This is a genomic window from Paenibacillus sp. J23TS9, assembly GCF_018403225.1.
In the GTDB taxonomy this organism is placed as follows: domain Bacteria; phylum Bacillota; class Bacilli; order Paenibacillales; family Paenibacillaceae; genus Paenibacillus_AQ.
Map to the genome: position 1 here is coordinate 407,895 of NZ_BOSG01000001.1, position 23,198 is coordinate 431,092.

Consider the following 23,198-nt stretch of genomic DNA (forward strand, 5'->3'; position numbering starts at 1 on the left):
TGCCAGACCTGCTGTAACATGTGATTTACGCTTACCTAGATAAATTGAAACTAAAGAAGGATAACCATCTTTTTTATCAGCAACATGAATCAAAAATGAAGGATTAAACTTTTGTTCAATTTATATAGCAATCATCAAAAGCTTTTGTTTTGAAGACTGATTACGTGTGTATGTTGTCATTATGGCATGAACTCATACAAGATTGTAAGCGCTGCCCTATCAATTGGGAGAACAGAGGGAGGATGAAAGTATGGATCAAAATCAAAATGAAATTTTAAAAAGCGTTGTCCAAGCGTCCAATTTGGGTGATTACGAGGAAGCACGTTCACAGTTTCAATGGGAAGAGGTAGAAAAGCATTTTAGCTGGTACACGACAGGCAAAGTCAATATGGCATATGAGGCTGTTGACCGTCATGTTGAGGAAGGCCGAGGAGATAGAAATGCTTTGCTATACAGTGATGCTTCGCGTGATGAAAGCTACACCTTCGCGGATCTGAAGGAACAGTCGGATAAATTCGGCAACGTTCTTCGTAAACACGGAATCGGCAAAGGGGACCGGGTATTTATCTTTATGCCACGCAGTCCAGAACTCTATTTCTCTCTCATGGGCATTTTGAAAGTGGGAGCCATTGTAGGGCCGCTATTTGAAGCGTTTATGGAAACAGCCGTCAAGGACCGTCTGGAAGACAGTGGTGCCGTTGCTCTCGTAACGACAAGCCAGCTCCTGGGACGTGTCAAGCGTGACGAGCTGCCTGATTTGAAACATATTATCGTCATAGGCGACAACGTGGACGAGGACGAGCAAATTGCTGACTACGCGAAGGAAATGAAGGAAGCTTCTTCGGATCTTCAAATCGAATGGCTTGATCGCAATGACGGATTGATTATACATTATACATCTGGATCGACGGGTAAACCGAAAGGCGTATTCCATGTTCAGAATGCGATGGTTCAGCATTATTATACCGGTAAAATGGTACTTGATTTACGTGAAGATGATATTTACTGGTGTACAGCCGACCCAGGATGGGTAACGGGTACTTCTTACGGAATCTTCGCTCCTTGGCTGAACGGTGTAACGAATGTTATCCGCGGTGGCCGATTTAGTCCGCAGGACTGGTACGGAACCATTGATAAATACAATGTTTCAGTATGGTACAGTGCTCCGACAGCATTCCGGATGCTGATGGGAGCGGGATCGGATGTCATTTCCCAGTTTAATCTGAGCAGCTTGCGCCATGTCCTCTCCGTAGGCGAGCCTCTGAACCCAGAAGTGGTACGTTGGGGTCAAAAGGTATATGGTCAGCGCATTCATGACACGTGGTGGATGACGGAAACCGGCGGACATCTAATCTGTAACTATCCTTCTATGGATATTAAACCTGGATCCATGGGCCGTCCGATTCCGGGCGTACAGGCTGCGATTCTTGATGATAAAGGCAACGAAGTTCCACCTTACACGATGGGGAATCTTGCCATTAAAACACCATGGCCTTCCATGATGAATCAAATTTGGAACAATCCTACCAAATATCAGGAGTACTTCCGGATTCCGGGTTGGTATATTTCCGGAGACTCGGCTTACATGGACGAAGAGGGGTATTTCTGGTTCCAAGGCCGTGTCGACGATGTTATTAACTCTTCCGGCGAACGAATTGGACCTTTTGAAGTTGAGAGTAAGCTGGTTGAGCATCCTGCGGTGGCTGAGGCTGGCGTCATTGGCAAACCTGATGCTACCCGAGGTGAGATCATTAAGGCATTCATCTCGCTCCGTGAAGGTTACGAGGAATCCGAAGAGCTGAAGAACGAAATTTATAAATTTGTGAAAGAAGGACTTTCCGCTCACGCGGCGCCACGCGAAATTGAATTCCGCGATAAGCTGCCGAAGACGAGATCCGGTAAGATAATGCGCCGGGTACTCAAAGCATGGGAGCTCAAATTGCCTACGGGTGATCTTTCTACAATTGAAGATTAATAGGGAATTTATAAATATGTATTAATAAAAGGAAGCACCGGATGATATGTTCGGGGCTTCCTTTTTTATCTAAACAAGCGTTTAAGTTGAGCGTCTGATGCTGAGATTCTGAAAGAATTTCATGTATAAAAAAAAGTAGAGACCCTGCAAATGCAGGATCTCTACCTCGAAACCAGGTATGCAAATTACTTTTTCTCGTAGAAGGAAGCAGCAGATGGCTGCGATTCACCTAGCGCGTTAACGGCTGTCACCCGGAAGTAACCTTTCATTGGAGCGGTTGTGACGAACTGGAAGCCCGCTTCATGGCTGGAGCCAATAATGTTATATGGGCCCCCAGGTTTTTCACTGTATGAAACGTTATATGCCGTAACCATGTCCTCAGGACGTGATGGATTCCACTGGAACAGGATTCCATTATCTAGCGGTGCTATTTGCAGCGCTGTTGGAGAGGAGGGCGCGGCTACGGGCCCTTGCCCTGGATCGCTCCCATCCGGAATATCCGGAATATCTGTACCTGGATCGAGATCACCTGGATCGGAAGGGTCGCCAATTTCTCCAGGTTGATCAATATTTCCGCTGCCCTGACTGTTGACGGTTGCACTTGGTACTGACTCTTTGCCTGCGACATCCACAGCAGTGACATAGAAGCTTGAACCCGAATCAGCAGAATTACTAAAGTTGTACGCATTGCCTGTAAGCACGACACTTCCTGTATTTTGGAAGGGGCCGCCGTTCTGGGAGCGGTACAACCTGTAGCCGACAACATCAGCCTGACCAGACGGACTGAAGGTAATGCTTGCCTTGCTTCCATTCAGAGTCATTCTGACGCTAGAAGGAGCCGTAGGGGCGCTTCCGTCGTCTACTCGAGGATCAATTTCCGTCGGCATATCTTCACCTGCATCTCGCGGAATGTAGGTTGATAAAGGCTCATGTCCTCCGCGCATTTTGGCGAATGCCGCTTCAAGCTCTTTGATGAGTTCCTGAATCGGTTTTTCACGTTTGACGACAACTTTTTCCTTCAGCATATCATCTGGCGTTTCATCCTTCGGAATATAGTTGACTCCGTTATACGTGATGTACTTGGCCTTCGCGATTCCATCATCACTATCTTTAGGAACATATTTAATATTAAAGAGATCTGTAACAAATTTATCTGTTAAGGATGTTGGAAGCTTGCCGCTATAGGCGGAAACCGTTTTGGATACGATGCCATCGGGCTTTTCGAACTTCGCTGTTTTGAATAGATCGGGTTCTTTATCCGCGACTTCATTCATAATGAGCGCCCATATGGATTGTGCGCGTTTCTTGGCCGGCTTGCTTGTCAGCGTATTGACCGGTTCCTTGTAGCCTACCCATACGCCAAGCGTAACGTCAGGCGAGAAGCCCATAAACCACACGTCCGCGTAGTTTTGGGTAGAGCCTGTTTTCCCGACGATCGGTATCGTTTTGAAGTGTTTGTATGTGTCCCGGACTGTACTGCCCGTACCGTCCGTAATAACCGTGCGCAGCATATCGGTCATCAGGTAAGCGGTTTGCTTGGAAAATGCCTGCACGGGTTTGGTTTCATGCTGATATATGATGTTGCCGTTTGAATCGACGATTTTCTCGATCATATAGGCATCGTTGAACGTCCCTTGATTGGCGATGGAACTATATGCATTGGTTAGATCCTCGACGGTTACACCATATTTCAAACCGCCCAGAACCCCCGTTGATGCCGAGTAGTCTTCTTTTTGAATGGTGTTGATACCGACCTTCTTGGCAAAGGCCCAGGCATTGTCGATCCCGACGACGTTATTGAACAGCTTCAATGCAACGGTATTCACCGATTTGTTGAGGGCAGTCCGTGCTGTCATCAAGCCGCTGTAGCCCGCGGTCGAGTTTTTCGGGATATGGAAGCCTTTCTGGTAGTCCTTCAGAATGATCGGTGCATCATCCAAAATACTTGCAGGCTGGATAGCCCCGGATTCAATGGCAGGCAGGTAGGCCGCAATCGGTTTCATGGTTGAACCCGGCTGCCGGATCATCTGCGTTGCATAGTTCATCTGTTCTTTGTTGAAATCCCGGCCCTCCAGCATCCCCAGGATCGCGCCGGTTTTATTGTCGATCATCATGGCAGCGGTTTGCTCCGGTCCTTTGGTTTTGCTGTCGGGACCAAAGTTATCCTTGTTTTCGCCGATCTTATGCATGGAACTGTAAACACGCTTGTCGATCGTGGTATAAACACGATATCCACCGGTCTTCAACTGCTGATTGGCGGCTTCGAGTTGATCACTCGTGTCTTCCTTCCCGGTCTGATCGATCTGATTCTTGCTGGCTTCTTTGTTATTCAGCTCCATGAGAATCTCCGAAGCTTCACGTTCTGTTTCCATCATCAGGTACGGGAAGGTGGCATATGCCTTTTCCATTCGCGGAGCCAGAGCTTTGCGGATATCAAAAGCCAAGGCTTCCGCGTACTGAGCTTCCGTAATTTTGTTTTCCTCCTTCATACGCCGCAGCACGAGATGCTGGCGATCCAGGGCCCGCTTGAAGGCGTCCGGGTTGAATTCGCCTTTGGAATTGTAGGCGGAGTATTTGGTTGGAAGCTGAGGGAGACCAGCGAGATAAGCAGCCTCTGCAATGTTAAGCTTGCTTAAATCATTTACATTGAAAATACCTTTTGCAGCTGCTTTTATTCCGTACAGATTGTATCCGCTGGAGCCCTTTCCGAAAGGAACCTTATTAAGATAAGCAGTTAAAATTTCATCTTTCGTCATAAATCTCTCGAGCCGCAGTGCGAGTAAAATCTCTTTGAACTTGCGGTCATCGGTCTTGTCTAGATTCAGAAAGACCCGCCTGGCCAGCTGTTGTGTCAATGTACTGCCGCCTGTTTGTACGGATTCCTTAAGTACCTTTTGCTTGACGGCACGCAGCGTGCCCTTCAAATCCACACCATTATGATTGAAAAAGTTGTTGTCTTCTATAGAAACAACCGCATTGATGACTGTAGTTGGAATCTGCTTGTATTCCACAGGACGTCTGTCTTCGTCCGTACGAATCTGACCGATAGGTGTTGTCTGATCGCGAAAATACGCAAAGCTTGTAATGGAGTTTTCACTCATTTTTTGGTCAATCAGAGCTCTTGAGCGGACGGGGTCATCCTTCACGATGGAAGTGACATAACCCATGGCGGCGCCGCCAGCAAACAGGGCCCCCATTAGACCAACGACAAGCAGCCAGAGAATAACGAGACCGGTTATCCGGGCATAGGATCGTTGGCGCCTCGGGGCAGGCTGTTTATCAGGTTTTTTATTGTTATTTTCAACCATTCGCGTGCGTTCCTCCTTTTAACGGAACTATTATAGCATAATTTGCGGCTTTTGAATGCAGGGAACGAATGAGGGCTTTTTTTTAGAATATTTGACATATTTTTAGCGCATATGTTATAGATAATGCTAAAGTACATATCGTTAAAGGCGTAGAAAGACTCAGTAGACAGGTTATTAGCTTTGTCAGAGAGCCGGTGGGTGGTGTAAACCGGCAGCTATTCCTGTTGAATTACCGTCTTGAGCCGTCCGGAGGAACGCGGGTTGAACGTTAGTAGTCCGGTACCGGATGTAAGAATCCGTTATAGGAATGAAGTGAAGGCTGTCTTGAGACGGCTTTAATTAGGGTGGTAACGCGAGTGCTCCTTCTCGTCCCTTGGGATGAGAAGGAGCTTTTTGCGTTTAAATACAGGAATAGTACTGGAGGAATGAAAGATGAAGTGGGAAGATTTATCACCACTGCAGCAGCAATTGGTTGAAAAACAGCTAGCGGTAATTTCAAGGGGAACCGTAGATACTATTCCTGAAGAGGAGCTTAAGAAAAAGCTGATGAAATCTGTGGTAACGGGTGAACCGCTGCGTGTTAAGCTTGGCCTTGACCCGTCTGCGCCTGATATACATGTGGGTCACACGGTCGTGCTGCATAAACTACGCCAGTTCCAGGAATTGGGTCATGAGGTTCAGCTTATCATCGGAGATTTCACAGGACGAATCGGTGACCCGACCGGAAAGTCGGAAACCCGGAAGCAGCTGACAGAAGAAGACGTTAAGCTTAATGCCGAAACATACCAGAAGCAAATATTCAAAATCCTGGATGCTGACAAGACGCGCGTATACTACAACTCCGAGTGGCTTAGCCCGATGACGTTTGCGGATGTCATTAATTTGGGGGCAAAGGTGACGGTTGCCCGAATGCTGGAGCGGGATGATTTTCAAAAACGGTACAGCAACGGGCTGCCGATCAGCATTCACGAGTTCTTCTACCCGTTAATGCAAGGGATGGACTCTGTGGCGCTTAAAACGGATATCGAGCTTGGCGGCACAGACCAGACCTTCAATCTGCTGATGGGACGTACGCTTCAGAAGGAATACAGTGCCGAAGCGCAAATCGCAGTTACGCTTCCGCTGCTTGAAGGCTTAGACGGCGTTCAGAAGATGAGTAAGAGCCTTGGCAATTATATCGGGATCGATGAGGAGCCGAATGAAATCTATGGTAAAGCGATGTCCGTTCCGGATGAGCTGATGCTGAAATACTACGAGCTTGCGACAGATCTAACCAACGAAGAACTGTCTGAGCTGAAGCAGGGATTAAATGATGGAAACATACATCCGCGTGATGCAAAAATGCGTCTGGCAGCCACATTTGTTCGTATGTATCATGGAACGGAAGCGGCAGGGGCAGCCCAGCAGCATTTTGTGACGGTATTCCAGCAGCGAGCCCTTCCGGAAGATATTGAAGAGCATGTCATTTCCGCCGGAGAGTTCGAAAATGGAAAAATACGCTTGATCAGGCTGTTGACTTTGTTAGGTTTTGCTGTATCTAATGCGGATGCGAGACGCAGTATCCAGCAGGGAGCAGTCAGGCTGAACGAAGTGAAGCTGGAAGATCCAAACGCGGAAGTAGCGCTGCAGGATGGCGATGTCATTCAATCCGGTAAACGGAAATTTGCGAAAATTAAATTGGGTTAATTGCTCATAATGCATTAAATCGAGCAAAGACGGCAAAAATCCCGGAACCAAAGGTTCCGGGATTTGTTCAAAGCAACGATTAACGGTTGTAGAATTCGACGATTTGTTTTTCGTCGATATCTTGGGAAAGCTCAGAACGCTCAGGCAAACGGATAAATTTGCCTTCCAAAGCTGTATCATTGTATTCCAGGTAGCCTGGAAGATGGCTGCGGTTTTCCAAAGCTTCTTTAATAGAAGAAAGGCTGCGGCTTCTTTCACGAAGGCCGATTACGTCCCCAGTGTTCACCATGTAAGAAGCAATGTCAACCTTTTTGCCGTTTACAGTAACGTGACCGTGGGATACCAGCTGACGTGAGCCTGCACGGGAGTTAGCAAAACCAAGACGGTAAACGAGGTTGTCCAGGCGGCTTTCCAGCAGGAACATGAAGTTCTCACCAGCGATACCTTGCATTTTTTGTGCTCTGTGGAAGAGGGTGCTGAACTGCTTTTCACCCAAACCGTACATATGACGCAGTTTTTGTTTTTCAGCGAGCTGCATACCGTAGTTGCTTACTTTTCTCCGTTGGTTAGGACCATGTTGTCCTGGAGGAAAAGGACGCTTCAATTCTTTGCCAGTACCGCTCAGGGAGATGCCCAGACGGCGACTCAATTTAAATTTAGGACCAGTGTAACGTGCCATGTTATAGTAGACTCCTTTATTTTCAAATAATGTAAAGTAGGGCTCTATTTGCGCCGGGTTGGTTGATTGTGCTAGCCTTATCGGCAAGGCACCTGAGAGAAAAGTTCAGCCGCTGTTCAATCAGTAACAAACCACGTGAGGGTGACACAACGTTACGCCCAAATTTCAGACTGTCTAACAGTCTTGTTCAACAATAGATTTTATACGAAAAGCAAGGGCGAAGTCAAGTCCTGATAAATATCGAGAAACGTCTAATTTTGTCGATAGGGCTTTGGACCCAAAAAAGTAGGACGAATCTCTGAAATATTGATGCAAAATTAGTTTGAAGAGAGTAGAATAAGGTTATTAAAACATCAACGAAATTAAGCTTTTTTGAATGCGAAAATAAAGATTAAGATATATGAGTCTAAAGTCTGCTCGTGATTCAATGAGTTCATATTTTATTCCGATCGAATGGTGCCGTGCAAGACACCTTTTAACACGGTGTAAAGGAGCGCCTGCTTATGTCAGAACATCAACAGGATTTTTCCAGACATCAAAGTTTATTTCAGACAAATATTGAGGTGGCGTCTCCTAGCGAGTCTTCTGATTTATGGCTGAAGGAGATGGACATTTCCCAGTATGACCTACCTTACGTCCGTGAGGTTCTTCAGCAGTCCTTTGTGGATTGGCGAAAGGAAACCGGCTCTCTGCCTCTATCGAAGCATTCGAAGTGGGCAATGATTGATCATGAGGGAGCTTACATCTCTGGAGAGGAAATGGTATATTCGCTGCTGGAAGGACCGCATGCGGGGCTTCTCCAGCACTGTTTGCTGTCCCATGAACTGGTTTACGACGTGATAGAGCATGCGGACTATCCGATGCTTACGGGACAGGTTCTTTGCATGGTTCCAATTTTGTCACGCAGCGGGCAGCTGGTGATCTCTGTACTGGCATGTGTGCTGCCGAAGCATATTTCCGACAGTTCCGGGCTGGATGCGATCGAAGCGACAGCGCTGCATTATCATTCCTGTTTTTTCAGGCGTTATGAATACATATTTGTCTCCGATGTCATGAAGATTCAAAAGAATACCGAACGAGAAGCAAGCAGAAGGTCGATTCTTTTTCAAATTATGCAGCGCATGCATGATCAGATTGACGTGGATACCGTACTTACAGAGGTGATCGACAGTATTGCCATGCTGTATCCGTCCATCCAGCTCAGTCTATTGATGTCTCAGGATCATCAGCACAGCAATCCGAAAGTCAAACCATTGGTGTTTCATCCCTGGGGCGAGGATATATGTGTACGTGCTTTTATGGACGGACGCCTTATGATTCAGGACTGCAAGGAACCCGGTAAAGAGAATTACGTGGAAATGAGCATACCGCTTGGAGGCAAGCAGGGGATTTACGGTGTATTTCATTTGAAAATGACGCGGGAGCTTAAGGAAGATCTTGATCTGCAGCTGATTACGATGATGATTGACACGGCCGGAAATGCTTTTGAAAATGCGAAGCTGTATGAGCAATCCAATTTATTGATCCATGAGCTTCGGCTGATCAATGAACTGACGCAACGGCTGAACCAGAGCCTTCAGCTTTCTGATATTTATCAGTTCGCCAATGAAGAGCTTCTGAATATTTTTAATGCGGACTACAGCTGCTTTCTCCAGTACAATGAAGAGCGCAATATGCTTGAGGTGATGTCCTGTAACGTGCCGTCGCTTTCAAAAGATATTTTCAACAGGGATTATGGTTTTGGTGGTCTTGTGTTCGAGAAAAAAGAGCCGGTCATTTTGTCGGACTACCATTTGAACACCAAGGTATCCTCCAAGCTGATGGAAGTTACTGGATCCCAATCGTTAATTGCAACGCCGCTGACGGTAAACGGAAAGGTTATGGGAGCGATTTTGCTGACACACCGCAGCCCGCATTTCTTTTCCTACGATAACTACCGGCTCCTGCAAACGCTCGCGAGTCATATCGGTCTGTCAGTAAGCAACGCGCTGCTGCATGCGGAGCTGAGACGGATGGCTAACCGGGACATGCTGACGGATATGTATGCCCGCCATTACCTGGATGAAGCGATTCAGGAATACCAGGCGAACGATTTTTGCGGTTCTCTGATCGTCGTAGATATTGACCAGTTCAAGCAGGTGAATGATACCTATGGACATCAGAAGGGCGATAAAATCCTGAAACAGGTCAGCGAGATTGTGAAAACCTCCATTAGGCCTGAGGATATTCCCGCGCGCTGGGGCGGAGAGGAGCTAGCCGTATATCTGCCGCAGATGGGCGTTCACCAGGCGATGAAGGTGGCCGAGGTCATCCGGTCGCGGGTAGCTCAGGAAACTGACCCGGGTGTGACCGTTTCGAGCGGGATCGCTGAATGGTGCATCATTGATGAACTGGTCAGCGTGGACAGTCTCTTTTATCGGGCTGACATGGCTTTATACCGCGCTAAAAACAGCGGCCGCAATCAGATTCAAATCGAAAATATGAATGAATAATGAGAGTGATCTGTACTTGATGCAGACACTCTTTTTTTCTGGTTATAAGTGCATAATTGCGCAGACCGCAGGCAAGCCTAAGGCAAAATGTTACTAAAGAGGTATGACATGATGAAAAAAAGTAAAATTTACCGCGGGATGGCTGCCTTGTTGTGGATGAGCATTTATTTAACAGGCTGCAGCCTACTGCAAAACGATAGAAATCCGGAGGAATGGTTCAAGCAGACGCTCGGTGGACTGGCTGGAAAAGACTCTTTTACATTCAACGGGGAAGCTGCGGTACGCACGCAGTCGCAGAAGGGATTCCGGGAAAGCCTGTCTTATGAAGGAAGATTAACTGAACACGACAAGCTGACGATCCGAAGCATGCTTCCTTCCCAGCCGACTGAAGTAAAGACATCTAAACCGGTGAATATCAAGGATGTCCATGCGGCCGAGTCCGGATTCCGTCGTCAGGATGGGCAGTGGGTGCATTTGTTCAGTGAAGGCAGCACCACGCTTAATTCATCCTTGGCCCGGTTTAACCCTTTGGCACAGCTGGATGCGGTCAGCCGCTTGCCTAAGTCAATGAAAGAGGCCTCAGGGGCTGCCCGAGGTACGAAAGTGCTGCGTATCGAACTTGAGCCTGCAGCGGCCAGACAGTGGCTGTCAGAGCAGCTGGAAGCGGAAATGGGAATGATCCGGCAGCAGGCTGATACAGGGGAGCAGGCGGGCTCCGCGCAAGAAAAGCGGCAGTTGGCCGATGTGTGGAATAAAGGGGACGCACAGCTCAAACAGATGCTGGATCATTCAGAGGTAGGAATGGTCTACTATTTAACGATTGATAAAAAGACCGGTTTTCCTGTTAAGCTTTCCTCTGAAAATGTGATCCGCTATCTTAATCTTCACAACCAGGAGGAGGAGGAAACACTGGTGAATGACGTCTCTTTTAATCCGTAAGGTTTTCTTGGTTTTCGGCTGACTGGAGCGGGTAGAAAGTGCTACAATAGAAGACGACTAAATTAACCTTTGTTCAAAAAAGTTTTTGTGCGGGGTTTGGGAGGAATAGACATATGCGTGATCCAAGAATTAAGAAGCTTGCGGAAAATCTGGTGGGCTATTCAGTAAACGTTCAGCCGGGTGAAAATGTTCTGGTCGAAATGATCGGTAATGAGCGTGATTTGCTAAAAGCGGTAATCGAAGAGGTACATAAACGCGGAGGTAATCCGTTTGTCGAGTTGACGGACCGTTCGGTTCAGCGCGCCATGCTCATGAATGCCACAGAAGAAATGGTAAAGACATGGGGAGAGCTTGATCTGGAACGTATGAAAAAAATGGACTGCTACATCGGTATCCGTGCCGGTGAAAACGTGAATGATCTGTCTGATGTGCCGGATGAGAAAATGCGTTTGTACAACACGCTGTACAACCACCCTGTTCACAGTGGGCAACGCGTAAACCATACCAAATGGGTCGTTCTCCGCTATCCGAATGCAAGTATGGCACAATTGTCCAATAAGAGCACAGAAGCTTTTGAGGACTTCTATTTTGACGTGTGCAATCTGGATTATGCCAAAATGGACAAGGCACAGGATCCTCTTGCCGAGCTGATGAGAAAAACGGATAAAGTCCGCATTGTGGGACCTGGAACAGATCTCAGCTTCTCAATCAAAAACATCGGTGCGACTAAATGCGCCGGCGAGAAAAATATTCCTGACGGTGAAGTGTACAGCGCTCCTGTTCGTGACTCCGTTAATGGTACGATCAGCTACAATTCAAGTACGGTTTACCAGGGCATTACCTTTGAAAATATTAAATTCACGTTCAAAGACGGCAAAATTGTCGAAGCTACAAGTAACGAAACCGAGCGTCTGAACCAAATTCTCGATTCCGATGAAGGTGCGCGTTATATCGGAGAGTTTGCCATCGGCTTTAACCCGTATATTTTGCATCCGATGAAGGATATTCTGTTCGATGAGAAAATCGCGGGCAGCATTCACTTCACACCAGGACAGGCCTATGAGGATTGCGACAATGGCAACCGTTCGTCCATTCACTGGGATATCGTTTTGATCCAGCGTCCGGATTACGGCGGCGGCGAAATCTATTTTGACGATGTGTTGATCCGCAAAGACGGTATTTTCGTAATTGATGAGCTGAAAGGCCTGAACCCGGACCAATTGGTTTAATCTACAAAAATAACATAGAAATCCCTTGCGCCGGAAAGCGGATTCAATGTATCATGATAGTGGTAAAATGATATTATACCTGATATCAAAGCTACGGAGGGATCACTATGTCCAGTAATAATGCAGCTGTTGTGGAAATCGCCCAAACGGCGGGCCAGTTTACTTCGTCAATCGTGCTTCAGGCTGACAACAAGTACATTGATGTAAAGAGCATTCTGGGTTTGTTTACGACCCTTGTTAGCAATAAAGGCTATGAGCTTCACGTTCATGGACCGGATGCGGATGAGGCTAAAGCGGCTATGCAGGAAGTGTTTGCTAAACACAGCCTCAAAGTTGAGCTTGTAGAAGAATAAACTTGGAAAAGCGTCCTACCGTAATACGGTGGGACGCTTTTTTTTGCAGGTTCTTGTATTGGGCACTGATTTCGTCTAATATTAGAGAAGAGAACGAGGGTGTGACTTTTGGACATAGGGGGGAAGATGCATGACTTCTTCTGAGCTGCAGGAACAGTTGAACATGAAAGCAATTAGTCTTCTGCAAGAAGATGCAGATAAAATACAGAAGCTGATCGAAGTACAAATGGAGAATCTGGCAACCCGCTATTGCCCTCTCTATGAGGAAGTGCTGGACACCCAGATGTACGGATTTTCAAGACAAGTTGACTTTGCGGTAAGAGCTGGACTTTTGCCTGAACTTACTGGCAAACAGCTTGTCAGCCAGCTTGAACGTAATCTGGCCATCCTTTACGAGGCCTTGAATAACAAGGAAGCATAATAAGCCTGTTTTACGGGTTTACATGGTAAAAGCATGAACTCCATATGGAGTCCATGCTTTTTTTGTAGGGTAAAGCTGCAATAACTATTGTTACACCATGAAGAAGGAAACACCGAGAATCAGATACACGACCAGCAGCAGCAGCCCTTCATACCAGTTGGTTTTCCCGTCCTGGATGATCGACTTGGCAATAAAGACGGCGACTCCGATAGCTAGAAGCTCGATGGTGGTAAATACTAGATTCATGGTATTGCCGAAGAAATAACTGGCGAACACAAGCACCGGAGCCACAAATAAGGCGATCTGCAAGCTGCTGCCTACGGCGATTTCCACAGCTGCTCCAATTTTGTTCTTCATCGCGAGCATAATTGCCGCGCTATGCTCGGCTGCATTCCCAATGATAGCTACCAGGAAGGCACCGACAAACAGTTCGCTGAGACCGAAACGGGTTGTGAATGTTTCAAGTGTGCCGACCAGCCATTCACTCACAAAAGCTACCATCACGGTAGCAATGATCAGATACAGGATGGCCTTGCCCTTGGTCCATTCCGGAGCGTGCTCATGCGGCAGTTCTTCATCGGAATCTTCTGACACATCGGATAGGTAATTTTTATGTGTGATCATGGAGAAGATAAGCCAGGCAATATAAGCTACGATTAATATACCGGCTACAATCAAACTGAGCGTTTTGGTATCACTTGTGGTAATCGAATGCGTGTTCAGGAATACCGCAGGAACAAACAGGGCAATGACCGCCACAATCATCAGCGAGCCGTTCATACCGGCAAGGGAAACGTTAAAGCTTTGTATCTTGAATTTAGCTCCGCCCGCAAAAATGCTCAAACCAAGCACGAGAAGCAAATTGCCGATAATGGAACCGGTCAAACTGGCCTTCACCATATCGAACAGACCCTCTTTGACGAGGAAGATGGCGATAATCAACTCGGCAGCGTTACCGAAGGTTGCGTTCAAGAAACCGCCCAGACGTTGACCTGCGTAATGAGCTACATTCTCGGTCGCTTTACCCAGGAACCCCGCCACGAAGATTACAGAAATGGCTGCCAGGATGAATTGGACTATAGGATCCCAGCCCGCATAGTGTGCTATTGCACTAAGAATAAAAAATGCAATCAGTAAAAAAGGGCTCAACCATTTTTTCAATTTTCGACACCTCGGTGATATGTAGGATAAAGATTCTTTTTCAATATACCCAAAACGTATGGGGTTGTAAACAAATCTTGGGTTCAATATTTGCTTTTTGGTCCCTTTAGGATTTACAATAACTGATAATGAGGTGAAGGAGGAAGGGGTATGACTGAACAGCTTCAACTGGAGACGGGAACGATCCGGATATCGGATGATGTCGTATCGAAAATCGCCGGTTTGGCGGCTCTGGAAACCCCCGGCATTGCTGCAATGTCCGGCGGATTATCCGAAGGATGGGCCAAACGCCTGAGCGGAAAAAATGTACAGAAGGGCGTCACCGTGGAAGTGGGGCAGCTTGAAGCTGCAATCGATCTGCGGATCATCGTTTTGTATGAAACACCAATTCATGAGGTTTGCCGCATGCTGCAACAAAACGTGCGGGAAGCAGTCGAAAGCATGACAGGTCTTCGAGTCGTGGAAGTCAACGTCAAGGTTGAAGGCGTCGCTTTCAAGGATGATGAAATTGAAGACATTCCATCCCGAGCAAAATAAAAACACATACGCACAAAGAACATCCATGGATGTTATTACACAACAGGCAAAAAAAAGAGACTACACGGACCTCCGGTAGTCTCTTTTAATATTTACGGACTTCACAACCTCCTGCTGAACAGGCTGGTTGCTTTGTCTTGAGATACTGAGCATGATTCCCATGGCAAACATCATGATGAGCAGGGAGGTTCCTCCGTAACTGATAAAAGGAAGCGTAACCCCGGTCAGCGGAATCGTCTGCGACACACCACCAATATTGACGAAGGCCTGAATCGCGAAAAGTCCCATGATGCCGATGCCGACGAGCGTTCCAAAGGGATCGGTACACCTGAGCGCGATGATGATTCCTCGCCATATGAAATAAATGTATACAAGCAGGAAGAGGCTCGTTCCAATGAACCCGAATTCCTCTGCCATGACAGGGAAGATAAAGTCATTGTACGGGTTTTTAATATAATTCAGCTTTTGAATGCTTTTCCCGAAGCCGGTGCCCGTAAGCTGTCCGTTTCCGATGGCGGTCAAAGACTGAATGAGATTGTAGCCGTCGCCCTTCTCATCCTGGTACGGATCAATCCATGCCGAGATTCTTCCCATTTTGTAATTGCTGGACTGCGTCTGGGGCTCATCACTGTGCGCAATCGATTTGATCAAATAATTGGCACCGAGCACCAGGCTGGCTCCAAGGATCAGCAGGGCGGCCGAGGCGAGCATATGCTTCAAGCTGGCGCCACCTGCATAGATAATGATCGCGCTGGTCGCTACGAGAATCAGGGTTGAACCCAGATCCGGCTGCATCATGATTAGTCCTGCCACAAAACCGACAATCACCATAACGGGAATATAGCCTGTCCTCAAATCCCTGAAACGTTCTCCCTTCTTGACGATCAAGGCGGAGAGGTAGAGAATGATCGCGATTTTGGCTAGCTCTGTCGGCTGGATTCCCAGACCTGCAATGCCCAACCAGCTTCGAGCTCCATTGACGCTTTTTGTAAAAGGCACGATCGCAAGCATGATCACCGTAACGATAAACAGTGGGACAAAGAGCTTCTTATACTTGCTGTAATGGATGTTCATCGAGACAAACATCACAAATGTGCCAAGCATAGCCCAAACGAACTGTTTTTTCGTGAAATAAAGCGGATCATTATTGAATTTACTGCTGGAAATGGTGAGACTTGAACTGGCACTGAACACCATCACCAGCCCAAAACCGACCAACAAAAAAGTAAGGATAAGCAGTTGGAAATCCGGCGTCCCTCTCTTCTTGGGTTGGGGTTTTTTCTGATTCATAAGAGACCTGCTTAGGCTTCCAGAGCGGCTTTGAATTGCTGAATTTTTTTATTGGCCGTGTTAAGAATCTTGGAAGGAATCGGGGATTCGTATTCCAAGCCATGAGGGAAGGTGGCTTTTCCCATGTAAACGGCTTCGATTTCGAGCACGGTATCCGGCTTTTCCAGCTTACCTTCAACAGCGCGTGTGTTCATGCGCACAAAGTATTCGGAATTGGTATCTGTGTCTTCGATTTTATATTCGTATGTAGCACGGAAGTACTCCCACTGCCAACGTACAAATCCTGTTTTTTCGGCAACTTCATCCATAAATACCAAGTCGCTTTTCAGTCCGACAAGTCCTGTATTTTCAAAAATCATCCTATAAAATCCTCCTTATTTAAATGCCTGTAGAGTTCTTTACTCATGATATTATGTTTCAGGCACTTGTGCAAGCCTTGCCACTACAGGGGGACATACCCCATTTCAATCGTTTCTGCTACAATAGAAAAAAGGCATTGTGACCAGGTTGTGGAAAACAATGTGACAGGACATTCTTGGGCGAGAGGACGTGTTTACATGAGAGAAGAGGCATTGTTAAATGCACTGCAGCCGCAAATGGTGGAGTGGAGACGCTATCTGCACCGCCATCCGGAGCTTTCGTACCATGAAGAGAAAACATCGCAATTTATTTCCGGGACACTGCGGGAGCTTGGACTTGAGGTCTCTACACGCGTTGACGGCGGCCATGGCGTTCTGGCCATTTTAAAGGGCGGCAAGCCGGGTAAGACCGTGGCGCTTCGTGCCGATATGGATGCACTGCCGATCCAGGATGAGAAATCCTGTGAATATTCTTCCGAAGTGGAAGGCGTCATGCATGCTTGCGGTCACGATGGTCATACCTCGACGCTGCTTGCGGTGGCTGCATATTTTTGTCAGCGTCAAAAGGATGTGCAAGGAGAAGTTCGTTTCATCTTCCAGCCGGCAGAAGAAGTATGTCCCGGTGGCGCTCAAGGCATGATTGAAGCCGGGGTCCTGCAGGGAGTCGATGTCATTTATGGGGTTCATTTGTGGACGCCATTTGCGGCAGGTACGGCGGCAAGCGCACCGGGACCGCTTATGGCGGCGGCGGATGAGTTTTTTATAGATATACTGGGTAAGGGCGGCCATGGCGGAATGCCGCATGTAACCGTTGACAGCGTAGTTGCGGGAGCGGCGCTTGTCATGCAGCTGCAGAGCATCGTCAGCCGTACGGTAGACCCATTAAAGCCGGCTGTTGTGACGATTGGCACCATTAAGGGAGGAAGCGCGCAAAACGTCATTGCCGAATCCTGCCGCATTACAGGAACGGTACGCACCTTTGATGAAGAGACGCGGGAGCTGATCCGCACCCGGATCGAAGAAATCAGCCATTTGACGGCCAAAACCTATGGTGCAGAGGCAAAAGTCGATTATCTGATGGGTTATCCTCCGCTTGTGAATGACGAGGACGAGACCGGGCGTTTTTTTCGGGAAGCACCAAGCATATTTGGAGCGGAAAATGTAGCTCAGTGTGAAAAAATTATGCCTGCGGAGGATTTCTCCTACTACCTGCAGCAAATACCAGGCTGCTTTATGTTCGTCGGTGCAGGCAACGCAAGCATCCAAGCGATCTACCCGCATCATCATCCCCGTTTCGATTTTGATGAAACGGCGATGCTGAGCGCAGCCAAGCTTATGGTGACAATGACTCAGTCTTATCAGGGCTGGGAGTAGTATCGTTACAGAGAATGAAATGGAGTCTCTGAGAGAATGATTTGGCGAACATTGGGAAAATATAATGACACGGAACAAGACCGAAAGTTCATTTCCTTCATCAGGGAATGAACTTTTTTCTCGATATAAGAAAGGAGACGAGTATGAACGATCTAAAAGCCTGTATCGTCCAGCGCGACCGGACAGTTCTGCTGGAATGCGGTCATCCCGGATTCGAGGCGGCAAGGGAGAAATTATCCCGGTTTGCGGAGCTTGTGAAGAGTCCATCCGCATTTCATACTTATAGGATTACACCGCTTTCCCTATGGAATGCAGCGGCATTAGGCTGTACTACGGATGAAATTGCGGCTGATCTCACATCCCTGTCCAGATGGGGCGTGCCGGCAGGATTACTGCAGGAGATCCGCGAGCTCGTTTCGAGATATGGCAAACTAAAGCTGCAAAAGGAAGAGGGAAACGCAAATATGCTGCTACTGTCGGCTTCAGACAGCCTTTTTCTTGACGGAATATTGGACGTGCCGGCATTGGCAGCGCTAGGGCTGTCCCGGATTTCCCCGTTGGAGGTCCGGCTTGAAGCGGATAAAAGAGGTTGTCTCAAGCAGGAGCTCATGCGGAATGGGTTTCCCGTGCTGGATCTGGCTGGCTATCATGAGGGACAGGCCCTGCAGCTTGAGTGGAAACATGGAAGCGAGGTAAATGAATTTGCACTGCGAAGCTACCAGGAGGAAGCTGTAGCGGCCTTCGAAGGAGTGGCGGGCATTGGAGGAAGCGGTGTGCTCGTCCTGCCTTGCGGCGCGGGCAAAACCGTAATAGGCATTGCAGCGCTGGAACGCCAGCAGTGTGAGTGTTTGATTCTTACATCCAATACGACTTCCGTGGAGCAGTGGATCCAGGAGCTCACGGGGAAGACAACTCTACAATCATCCGAGGTGGGTCAATATACAGGCCAGAAAAAAGAAGTGAAGCCGGTAACGGTCGCCACATATCAAATCCTGACACATCGGCGTTCCAAAGGCGATGAGTTTGAACATATGAAGCTATTTAATGAACGGAACTGGGGATTGATCATCTATGATGAGGTGCATCTCCTGCCTGCACCGGTATTCCGGGCAACAGCCGATATTCAGGCTACGCGCAGGCTTGGACTGACTGCAACTCTTGTCCGTGAGGACGGATGCGAGCAGGATGTATTTTCATTGATTGGCCCGAAGCGATATGAAATGCCCTGGAAGGAGCTTGAGGCCAAGGGCTGGATCGCAAAGGTGGATTGCTGTGAAATTCGTGTACCCATGGATGCGGCTTTGCGCGAGCAATACCTATATGCGGAAGGCAAGGAGAAATTCCGTCTTGCTGCGGAAAATCCGGCCAAAACGCATACCGTGAAAGAGCTGCTGAATAGACATGCAACTGCAGGTGTTCTCATTATTGGTCAATATCTGGATCAGCTGCACGCAATCGCAGATGCGGTTGAAGCCCCACTCATCAGCGGAAGAATGCCACAGCAGCAGCGTACAGCTTTATATGCTTCCTTTAAAAAAGGGGAAATTCCTGTGCTGGTTGTTTCCAAGGTGGCGAATTTTGCCGTAGATCTCCCGGATGCATCGGTGGCGATCGAAATATCAGGAAGCTTCGGGTCAAGGCAGGAGGAGGCTCAGCGGCTGGGCAGGCTTTTGCGTCCGAAAGCCGGAGACAACCGGGCCTATTTCTATACGCTTGTTTCTGAAAATAGCAAGGAAGAAGAATTTGCCGTCCGCCGGCAGATGTTTCTCATTGAACAGGGTTATGAATATACAGTCCATTCCGCCAAGGAGGTACGATCCGGGACATGAACAACGAAACACCAACACAACAAGTAAGCTTAAGCCTGCTTGCTGCAACGGATCTTGAACTGCTGCGCATGCTGGTCGGCCGTTTTGGCGGAATATCCTTCAGTGAGCAAGCCTGGAAAGAGATGAGCAGCATGAACCGCAGTGGAGCGGAGCTAAAGCTCTCGTTCATACACTTAAGAAAACATGGCTGGGTACAGGCAGTGAAGAAATCCTGGGGAGAGAGGCTTTATTTTATTCCGGTGGATAAACTGATTCAGCTCTTGCCGGGCTTTTTTACGCCGGTTGCAAGACCTGTGAATGAATCGATGCTGGACATCCGGTGTGAGTCAGGGCCGGGACTTGCCCTCGACCTGCTTCACACACTTGCCTATACGGCTGAACAAGGACTTCCCTTGACGGCCAAAGGAACGATTCATAAAAAGAGTCTGCAAAAGCTGCAGGAGCTCATCACCTTAAAGGAAGTGCATTTGGAGCGGTTAGGACTTCAATATGCCCACCAAGAGATATATGGTCCGGTAACTGCGGTGGTTCTTGACCTGCTGTTATGTATAGGATTGCTCTCTAAAACTGCAGGCTCTCTGATCATTGTGGAGGAACGCCTTCGCGATTGGCTGAGTCTGACGGAACAGGAGATGAATCGGGTTCTGCTTCGTACGGTCAGCGAGCGTTACAGCCAGAACGAGGCTGACATGCAGCTGTTTCGTTATTTGATCTGTCTGCCCGCCTTTCAGGAAGGGATGTGGTTTGACGTGTCTTCCGTCGTGCAGTGGATGGATACCGAGGGAATGCTGGAAGCAGATAACAGTATGGAGAGGGTTGCTGCCTGGCTGTATGCCTTAGCTGGCTTTGGTTGGGGAGATGTAGCTGAAGTGAATGACGGAAAGTATGCTTTTCGCTGGAATATGGATCCTGAGCCGTTGCTGTTTGGAACGGATGAGGTTCATGAACCGAAGATCGACCGTTTGTACGTCCAGCCTGATTTTGATATCATCTGTCCTCCCGGTGTGCCGTACATTCAGCGGTGGAAGCTGCTTGCTTGTGCCGATCTGGTTCAATCGGACCGGATGTCCGTATACAAGCTGACGAGGTCAAGTGTGGCCAAGGCGGTAGAGAATGGGATGCGAATAGTCGAGATCCTAAGCTTTTTAACAGCAAGCTCCGCTCACGAAATACCGGGCCATGTAGAAGCTGCGCTTGAACAGTGGGGGAAAGAGATCGGCCGGACCCGTTTTGACGAGGTGCTATTGTTGTCCTGTGTGAGCGAAGATGAAGGGGATGCGATTGCTGCCAATCCTCGAATGGATGGTAAGTTGGATCGGATTGGACCTAAACATTTTATCATAACGGCATCTCAAGTAGCAGAACTGCGCAAAATACTGGAGTCCATGGGACTTGCTCCACTCAAATTGACGGGAAGCAGAGACCGGGATGACCCAGAGTATCCGCTGATTCATCATAAAGGCGAGATTTCAGATACACCGCGTGGGAGCTTGCTTAGCGAAAGAATGTATGAGAATCAGGGAGTGGTATACAGCGGGCGGAATGTCCATTTTTTTGAAGCTGATCATGAAATTCCTGAGCCCGCCTCCTTATTTCCTGGACATGATCAGATTCCTCCCAGATGGCTTCATGATTACAGGAGCTATCACAGTTCAACAGCGCAAAATATTATAGAACAAGCCCAAAGCTGGCAAACGCGAGTGCTTTTACAGCATGCAGGGAAGAGGGTGGAATTTGCCCCGCTGACGATTAACCTGAGTCCATGGCGCGCTGAAGGTATTTTGTATGATGTGGAAAACGACAGGTTCGAGCAGTTGGAGCTCTTTTCAGATGATTTGGGGGAACTGAAGCTGATTCTCCCTTCCTTTGACTGAAATATTCTTGGCAAGGAAGTACAGAAATCCTCTTCTTAAGAAACACGGGTTATGATATGATAGAAGAGTCCACTCCTAGAGAGTTGAACTTTTATAGAATTGAGATGAATTTCATGAGCGTATCTGAAGTGCAGACGATGGACATGGCTGCCGTACTGATGAACGCCTATGAATTAGGCGATATGATCAATCAGTCCGTCGAGGTATCTGATTATTTATATTGGAAGCAGCGCGTCGACAGCAATCCTGGTATTCAGGAGCTTGTCCGTATGCTTGCCAAAAAGAAAGAACTCTTTGATGAAACTCAGCGGTTTGGACACTTTCATCCAAACTATCACAGTGCCAAGGATGAGGTTAAGGCAGTGGAAGAACAGCTGGAACAATTTGAAGAGGTTGCCCGCTTTAAGCTGGCAGAAAGAAATTTGGATGACATGCTGCACCAGATGTCCGAGATGATTGCTTTTTCCGTATCGGACACGATCAAGGTGCCAAGCAATGATCCGAATCCCAAAAAGGGCTGCGGCGGGGGCGGCAAATGCGGCTGCGGCGGTTAATTACAAAGAGACAGGGAACATAAAGTGAGGTGGGAAAAGATGTTTGCAGAACGGACAGGTTACATTATTTGGGTAACAGATGTGAAAGCGGCCAGAAATCTTGAAAAGTACGGGACTGTTCATTATATTTCGAGACGTATGCATTATGTGGTGATGTACGTCAATGCGGATCGTGCTGAAGAGGTTGCCAAAAATATTCGCAGACTTTCCTATGTGCGAAAAATTGAGCGCTCCTATCGCAATGAGATCAAAACGGAATATACAAAGGATATCCCCGATAAGACAAGTTATTATGGCATGTAGCCAAGCGGACCGTTCTTTCTGCCACAATTGTGGTCTCCCATCGATCGCTAAATAATTTTTACTAGAAGCAGCCCTAGGGCTGCTTTTTTTTTTTTGCATAATTAATCTCGGTTCGATGGCTTGACCGCAATGGAATTTTCAGTTAGTAATAATGATCTATATGGTGGAGAGCTCTATCGGTCGATTATTTATATTTTAAAAAAACGGAAAGATGGATAGAAAAGATGCATATAGTCTATTAATTAGGCTTTTTTAGTAGAATACCTGTTTCTGAATCCTATTAATTTTAAGATATTTTTGCTTGTTTAACATGTGATGATGATGTAATATAATAGGTAAATATACTTAGATAAAAAGTCCTATATGGTGGAGAGTGATGTTCCATGCGCGACAAAGGAATGGAAAGATGGAGCACTTATGAACCATTCTATGTTGTTCTGGGTGATAAGAGGGTCGCAGACATTGTCATAACCAATCATGCAAAGACACGATATAATGACCGTATTCAAAGCGGGGATAGCCAGATTGACGATATTGCGGCATGGATGTGGGAATGTCTGAAGCAAAGCCGGATGCTTCCTTATTACCGTAATGAACAGGACGTATACTTGATTGATGAGGATTTGGTTGTTGTCGCCGAATTCACTGAAATAGAGGGAGAGCATGACATCAGTGGCAATCCCCTGCATAAAATGATTGTAGTTACTTTTTTGGGACGAATGTCTGAGACCATCGAACTGAGAGATTTGAAGTCCTATTATTCTTGGCTGCGCCATTCCCGGAGAATGACTTTGATTAAGAACACGCGTAAACGCAGATAGTATACATAACCAAT

19 protein-coding genes and 1 other annotated feature are annotated in these 23,198 nt (G+C 47.4%); of the genes, 14 read left to right on the forward strand and 5 right to left on the reverse strand.

Annotated elements, in window-relative coordinates; translation table 11 throughout:
• Positions 1-250: 250 nt before the first annotated feature.
• A complete protein-coding gene (acsA, locus tag KJS65_RS01985; protein ID WP_213648341.1) occupies positions 251-1,975 on the forward strand; it encodes an acetate--CoA ligase in 1,725 nt (574 codons plus the stop codon).
• Between the two features lie 185 nt (positions 1,976-2,160).
• Here the strand turns inward: acsA and KJS65_RS01990 are convergent, their stop codons facing one another.
• Positions 2,161-5,283, reverse strand: a complete 3,123-nt coding sequence (locus tag KJS65_RS01990; RefSeq protein WP_213648342.1) for a penicillin-binding protein 1A — start codon at positions 5,281-5,283, stop codon at positions 2,161-2,163.
• 141 nt (positions 5,284-5,424) lie between these two features.
• Positions 5,425-5,660: a binding site (T-box leader), on the forward strand.
• Between the two features lie 55 nt (positions 5,661-5,715).
• Between KJS65_RS01990 and tyrS the strand changes: the two genes are divergently transcribed.
• Entirely contained in the window at positions 5,716-6,969 is a 1,254-nt protein-coding gene (gene tyrS, locus KJS65_RS01995) for a tyrosine--tRNA ligase (RefSeq protein ID WP_213648343.1), read from the forward strand.
• A gap of 79 nt (positions 6,970-7,048) precedes the next feature.
• Here the strand turns inward: tyrS and rpsD are convergent, their stop codons facing one another.
• The gene (gene rpsD / locus KJS65_RS02000; RefSeq protein WP_213648344.1) at positions 7,049-7,648 is read right to left on the reverse strand and encodes a 30S ribosomal protein S4; all 600 of its coding nucleotides are present in this window, start codon (positions 7,646-7,648) and stop codon (positions 7,049-7,051) included.
• A 503-nt stretch (positions 7,649-8,151) separates the two neighbouring features.
• On the opposite strand from rpsD, the gene KJS65_RS02005 reads away from it, so the two are divergent.
• From KJS65_RS02005 to KJS65_RS02025, 5 genes are all read left to right on the forward strand, one after another.
• A complete protein-coding gene (locus KJS65_RS02005; RefSeq protein ID WP_213648345.1) occupies positions 8,152-10,140 on the forward strand; it encodes a sensor domain-containing diguanylate cyclase in 1,989 nt (662 codons plus the stop codon).
• Between the two features lie 108 nt (positions 10,141-10,248).
• The gene (locus tag KJS65_RS02010; protein ID WP_213648346.1) at positions 10,249-11,079 is read left to right on the forward strand and encodes a hypothetical protein; all 831 of its coding nucleotides are present in this window, start codon (positions 10,249-10,251) and stop codon (positions 11,077-11,079) included.
• 113 nt (positions 11,080-11,192) lie between these two features.
• Positions 11,193-12,308 (forward strand): aminopeptidase, encoded by a 1,116-nt coding sequence (locus KJS65_RS02015; RefSeq protein ID WP_213648347.1) that lies wholly within the window; start codon positions 11,193-11,195, stop codon positions 12,306-12,308.
• Between the two features lie 107 nt (positions 12,309-12,415).
• Positions 12,416-12,661, forward strand: coding sequence for an HPr family phosphocarrier protein (locus tag KJS65_RS02020; RefSeq protein WP_213648348.1), 246 nt, complete (start codon positions 12,416-12,418; stop codon positions 12,659-12,661).
• A gap of 130 nt (positions 12,662-12,791) precedes the next feature.
• Positions 12,792-13,082: an Fpa/YlaN family protein gene (locus tag KJS65_RS02025; RefSeq protein ID WP_136606411.1), complete on the forward strand. Its 291-nt coding sequence runs from the start codon at positions 12,792-12,794 to the stop codon at positions 13,080-13,082.
• Positions 13,083-13,172: 90 nt separating this feature from the next.
• On the opposite strand, the gene cax is transcribed toward KJS65_RS02025, so the two are convergent.
• The gene (gene cax / locus KJS65_RS02030; RefSeq protein ID WP_213648349.1) at positions 13,173-14,243 is read right to left on the reverse strand and encodes a calcium/proton exchanger; all 1,071 of its coding nucleotides are present in this window, start codon (positions 14,241-14,243) and stop codon (positions 13,173-13,175) included.
• Between the two features lie 150 nt (positions 14,244-14,393).
• Here cax and KJS65_RS02035 point away from each other — a divergent pair, with 150 nt between their 5' ends.
• Complete coding sequence (locus tag KJS65_RS02035; protein WP_136606409.1) at positions 14,394-14,780, forward strand: Asp23/Gls24 family envelope stress response protein; 387 nt, start codon at positions 14,394-14,396, stop codon at positions 14,778-14,780.
• A 60-nt stretch (positions 14,781-14,840) separates the two neighbouring features.
• Here the strand turns inward: KJS65_RS02035 and ftsW are convergent, their stop codons facing one another.
• A complete protein-coding gene (gene ftsW / locus KJS65_RS02040) occupies positions 14,841-16,070 on the reverse strand; it encodes a putative lipid II flippase FtsW (RefSeq protein WP_213648350.1) in 1,230 nt (409 codons plus the stop codon).
• Positions 16,071-16,081: 11 nt separating this feature from the next.
• Complete coding sequence (locus tag KJS65_RS02045; RefSeq protein ID WP_213648351.1) at positions 16,082-16,429, reverse strand: YugN family protein; 348 nt, start codon at positions 16,427-16,429, stop codon at positions 16,082-16,084.
• Positions 16,430-16,627: 198 nt separating this feature from the next.
• Between KJS65_RS02045 and KJS65_RS02050 the strand changes: the two genes are divergently transcribed.
• The 6 genes from KJS65_RS02050 (at position 16,628) to KJS65_RS02075 (ending at position 23,184) form a co-directional block, all read left to right on the forward strand.
• The gene (locus KJS65_RS02050; RefSeq protein WP_213648352.1) at positions 16,628-17,803 is read left to right on the forward strand and encodes a M20 family metallopeptidase; all 1,176 of its coding nucleotides are present in this window, start codon (positions 16,628-16,630) and stop codon (positions 17,801-17,803) included.
• Positions 17,804-17,946: 143 nt separating this feature from the next.
• Positions 17,947-19,632 (forward strand): DNA repair helicase XPB, encoded by a 1,686-nt coding sequence (locus KJS65_RS02055; RefSeq protein WP_213648353.1) that lies wholly within the window; start codon positions 17,947-17,949, stop codon positions 19,630-19,632.
• Entirely contained in the window at positions 19,629-21,506 is a 1,878-nt protein-coding gene (locus KJS65_RS02060; RefSeq protein WP_213648354.1) for a helicase-associated domain-containing protein, read from the forward strand. Before KJS65_RS02055 ends, KJS65_RS02060 begins: the two co-directional genes overlap by 4 nt.
• A gap of 113 nt (positions 21,507-21,619) precedes the next feature.
• Positions 21,620-22,060 (forward strand): YlbF/YmcA family competence regulator, encoded by a 441-nt coding sequence (locus KJS65_RS02065; RefSeq protein ID WP_213648355.1) that lies wholly within the window; start codon positions 21,620-21,622, stop codon positions 22,058-22,060.
• A 39-nt stretch (positions 22,061-22,099) separates the two neighbouring features.
• Positions 22,100-22,363 carry a YlbG family protein gene (locus tag KJS65_RS02070; RefSeq protein WP_136606402.1) on the forward strand — a complete coding sequence of 88 codons (264 nt, stop codon included), beginning with the start codon at positions 22,100-22,102 and terminating at the stop codon, positions 22,361-22,363.
• 383 nt (positions 22,364-22,746) lie between these two features.
• Entirely contained in the window at positions 22,747-23,184 is a 438-nt protein-coding gene (locus KJS65_RS02075; RefSeq protein ID WP_213648356.1) for a hypothetical protein, read from the forward strand.
• Positions 23,185-23,198 lie beyond the last annotated feature (14 nt).

Coding starts and splice junctions, on each gene's coding strand:
- acsA (WP_213648341.1), top strand. CDS start 251: ATGGATCAAAATCAAAATGAAATTTTAAAAAGCGTTGTCCAAGCGTCC.
- KJS65_RS01990 (WP_213648342.1), bottom strand. CDS start 5,283: ATGGTTGAAAATAACAATAAAAAACCTGATAAACAGCCTGCCCCGAGG.
- tyrS (WP_213648343.1), top strand. CDS start 5,716: ATGAAGTGGGAAGATTTATCACCACTGCAGCAGCAATTGGTTGAAAAA.
- rpsD (WP_213648344.1), bottom strand. CDS start 7,648: ATGGCACGTTACACTGGTCCTAAATTTAAATTGAGTCGCCGTCTGGGC.
- KJS65_RS02005 (WP_213648345.1), top strand. CDS start 8,152: ATGTCAGAACATCAACAGGATTTTTCCAGACATCAAAGTTTATTTCAG.
- KJS65_RS02010 (WP_213648346.1), top strand. CDS start 10,249: ATGATGAAAAAAAGTAAAATTTACCGCGGGATGGCTGCCTTGTTGTGG.
- KJS65_RS02015 (WP_213648347.1), top strand. CDS start 11,193: ATGCGTGATCCAAGAATTAAGAAGCTTGCGGAAAATCTGGTGGGCTAT.
- KJS65_RS02020 (WP_213648348.1), top strand. CDS start 12,416: ATGTCCAGTAATAATGCAGCTGTTGTGGAAATCGCCCAAACGGCGGGC.
- KJS65_RS02025 (WP_136606411.1), top strand. CDS start 12,792: ATGACTTCTTCTGAGCTGCAGGAACAGTTGAACATGAAAGCAATTAGT.
- KJS65_RS02035 (WP_136606409.1), top strand. CDS start 14,394: ATGACTGAACAGCTTCAACTGGAGACGGGAACGATCCGGATATCGGAT.
- ftsW (WP_213648350.1), bottom strand. CDS start 16,070: ATGAATCAGAAAAAACCCCAACCCAAGAAGAGAGGGACGCCGGATTTC.
- KJS65_RS02045 (WP_213648351.1), bottom strand. CDS start 16,429: ATGATTTTTGAAAATACAGGACTTGTCGGACTGAAAAGCGACTTGGTA.
- KJS65_RS02050 (WP_213648352.1), top strand. CDS start 16,628: ATGAGAGAAGAGGCATTGTTAAATGCACTGCAGCCGCAAATGGTGGAG.
- KJS65_RS02055 (WP_213648353.1), top strand. CDS start 17,947: ATGAACGATCTAAAAGCCTGTATCGTCCAGCGCGACCGGACAGTTCTG.
- KJS65_RS02060 (WP_213648354.1), top strand. CDS start 19,629: ATGAACAACGAAACACCAACACAACAAGTAAGCTTAAGCCTGCTTGCT.
- KJS65_RS02065 (WP_213648355.1), top strand. CDS start 21,620: ATGAGCGTATCTGAAGTGCAGACGATGGACATGGCTGCCGTACTGATG.
- KJS65_RS02070 (WP_136606402.1), top strand. CDS start 22,100: ATGTTTGCAGAACGGACAGGTTACATTATTTGGGTAACAGATGTGAAA.
- KJS65_RS02075 (WP_213648356.1), top strand. CDS start 22,747: ATGCGCGACAAAGGAATGGAAAGATGGAGCACTTATGAACCATTCTAT.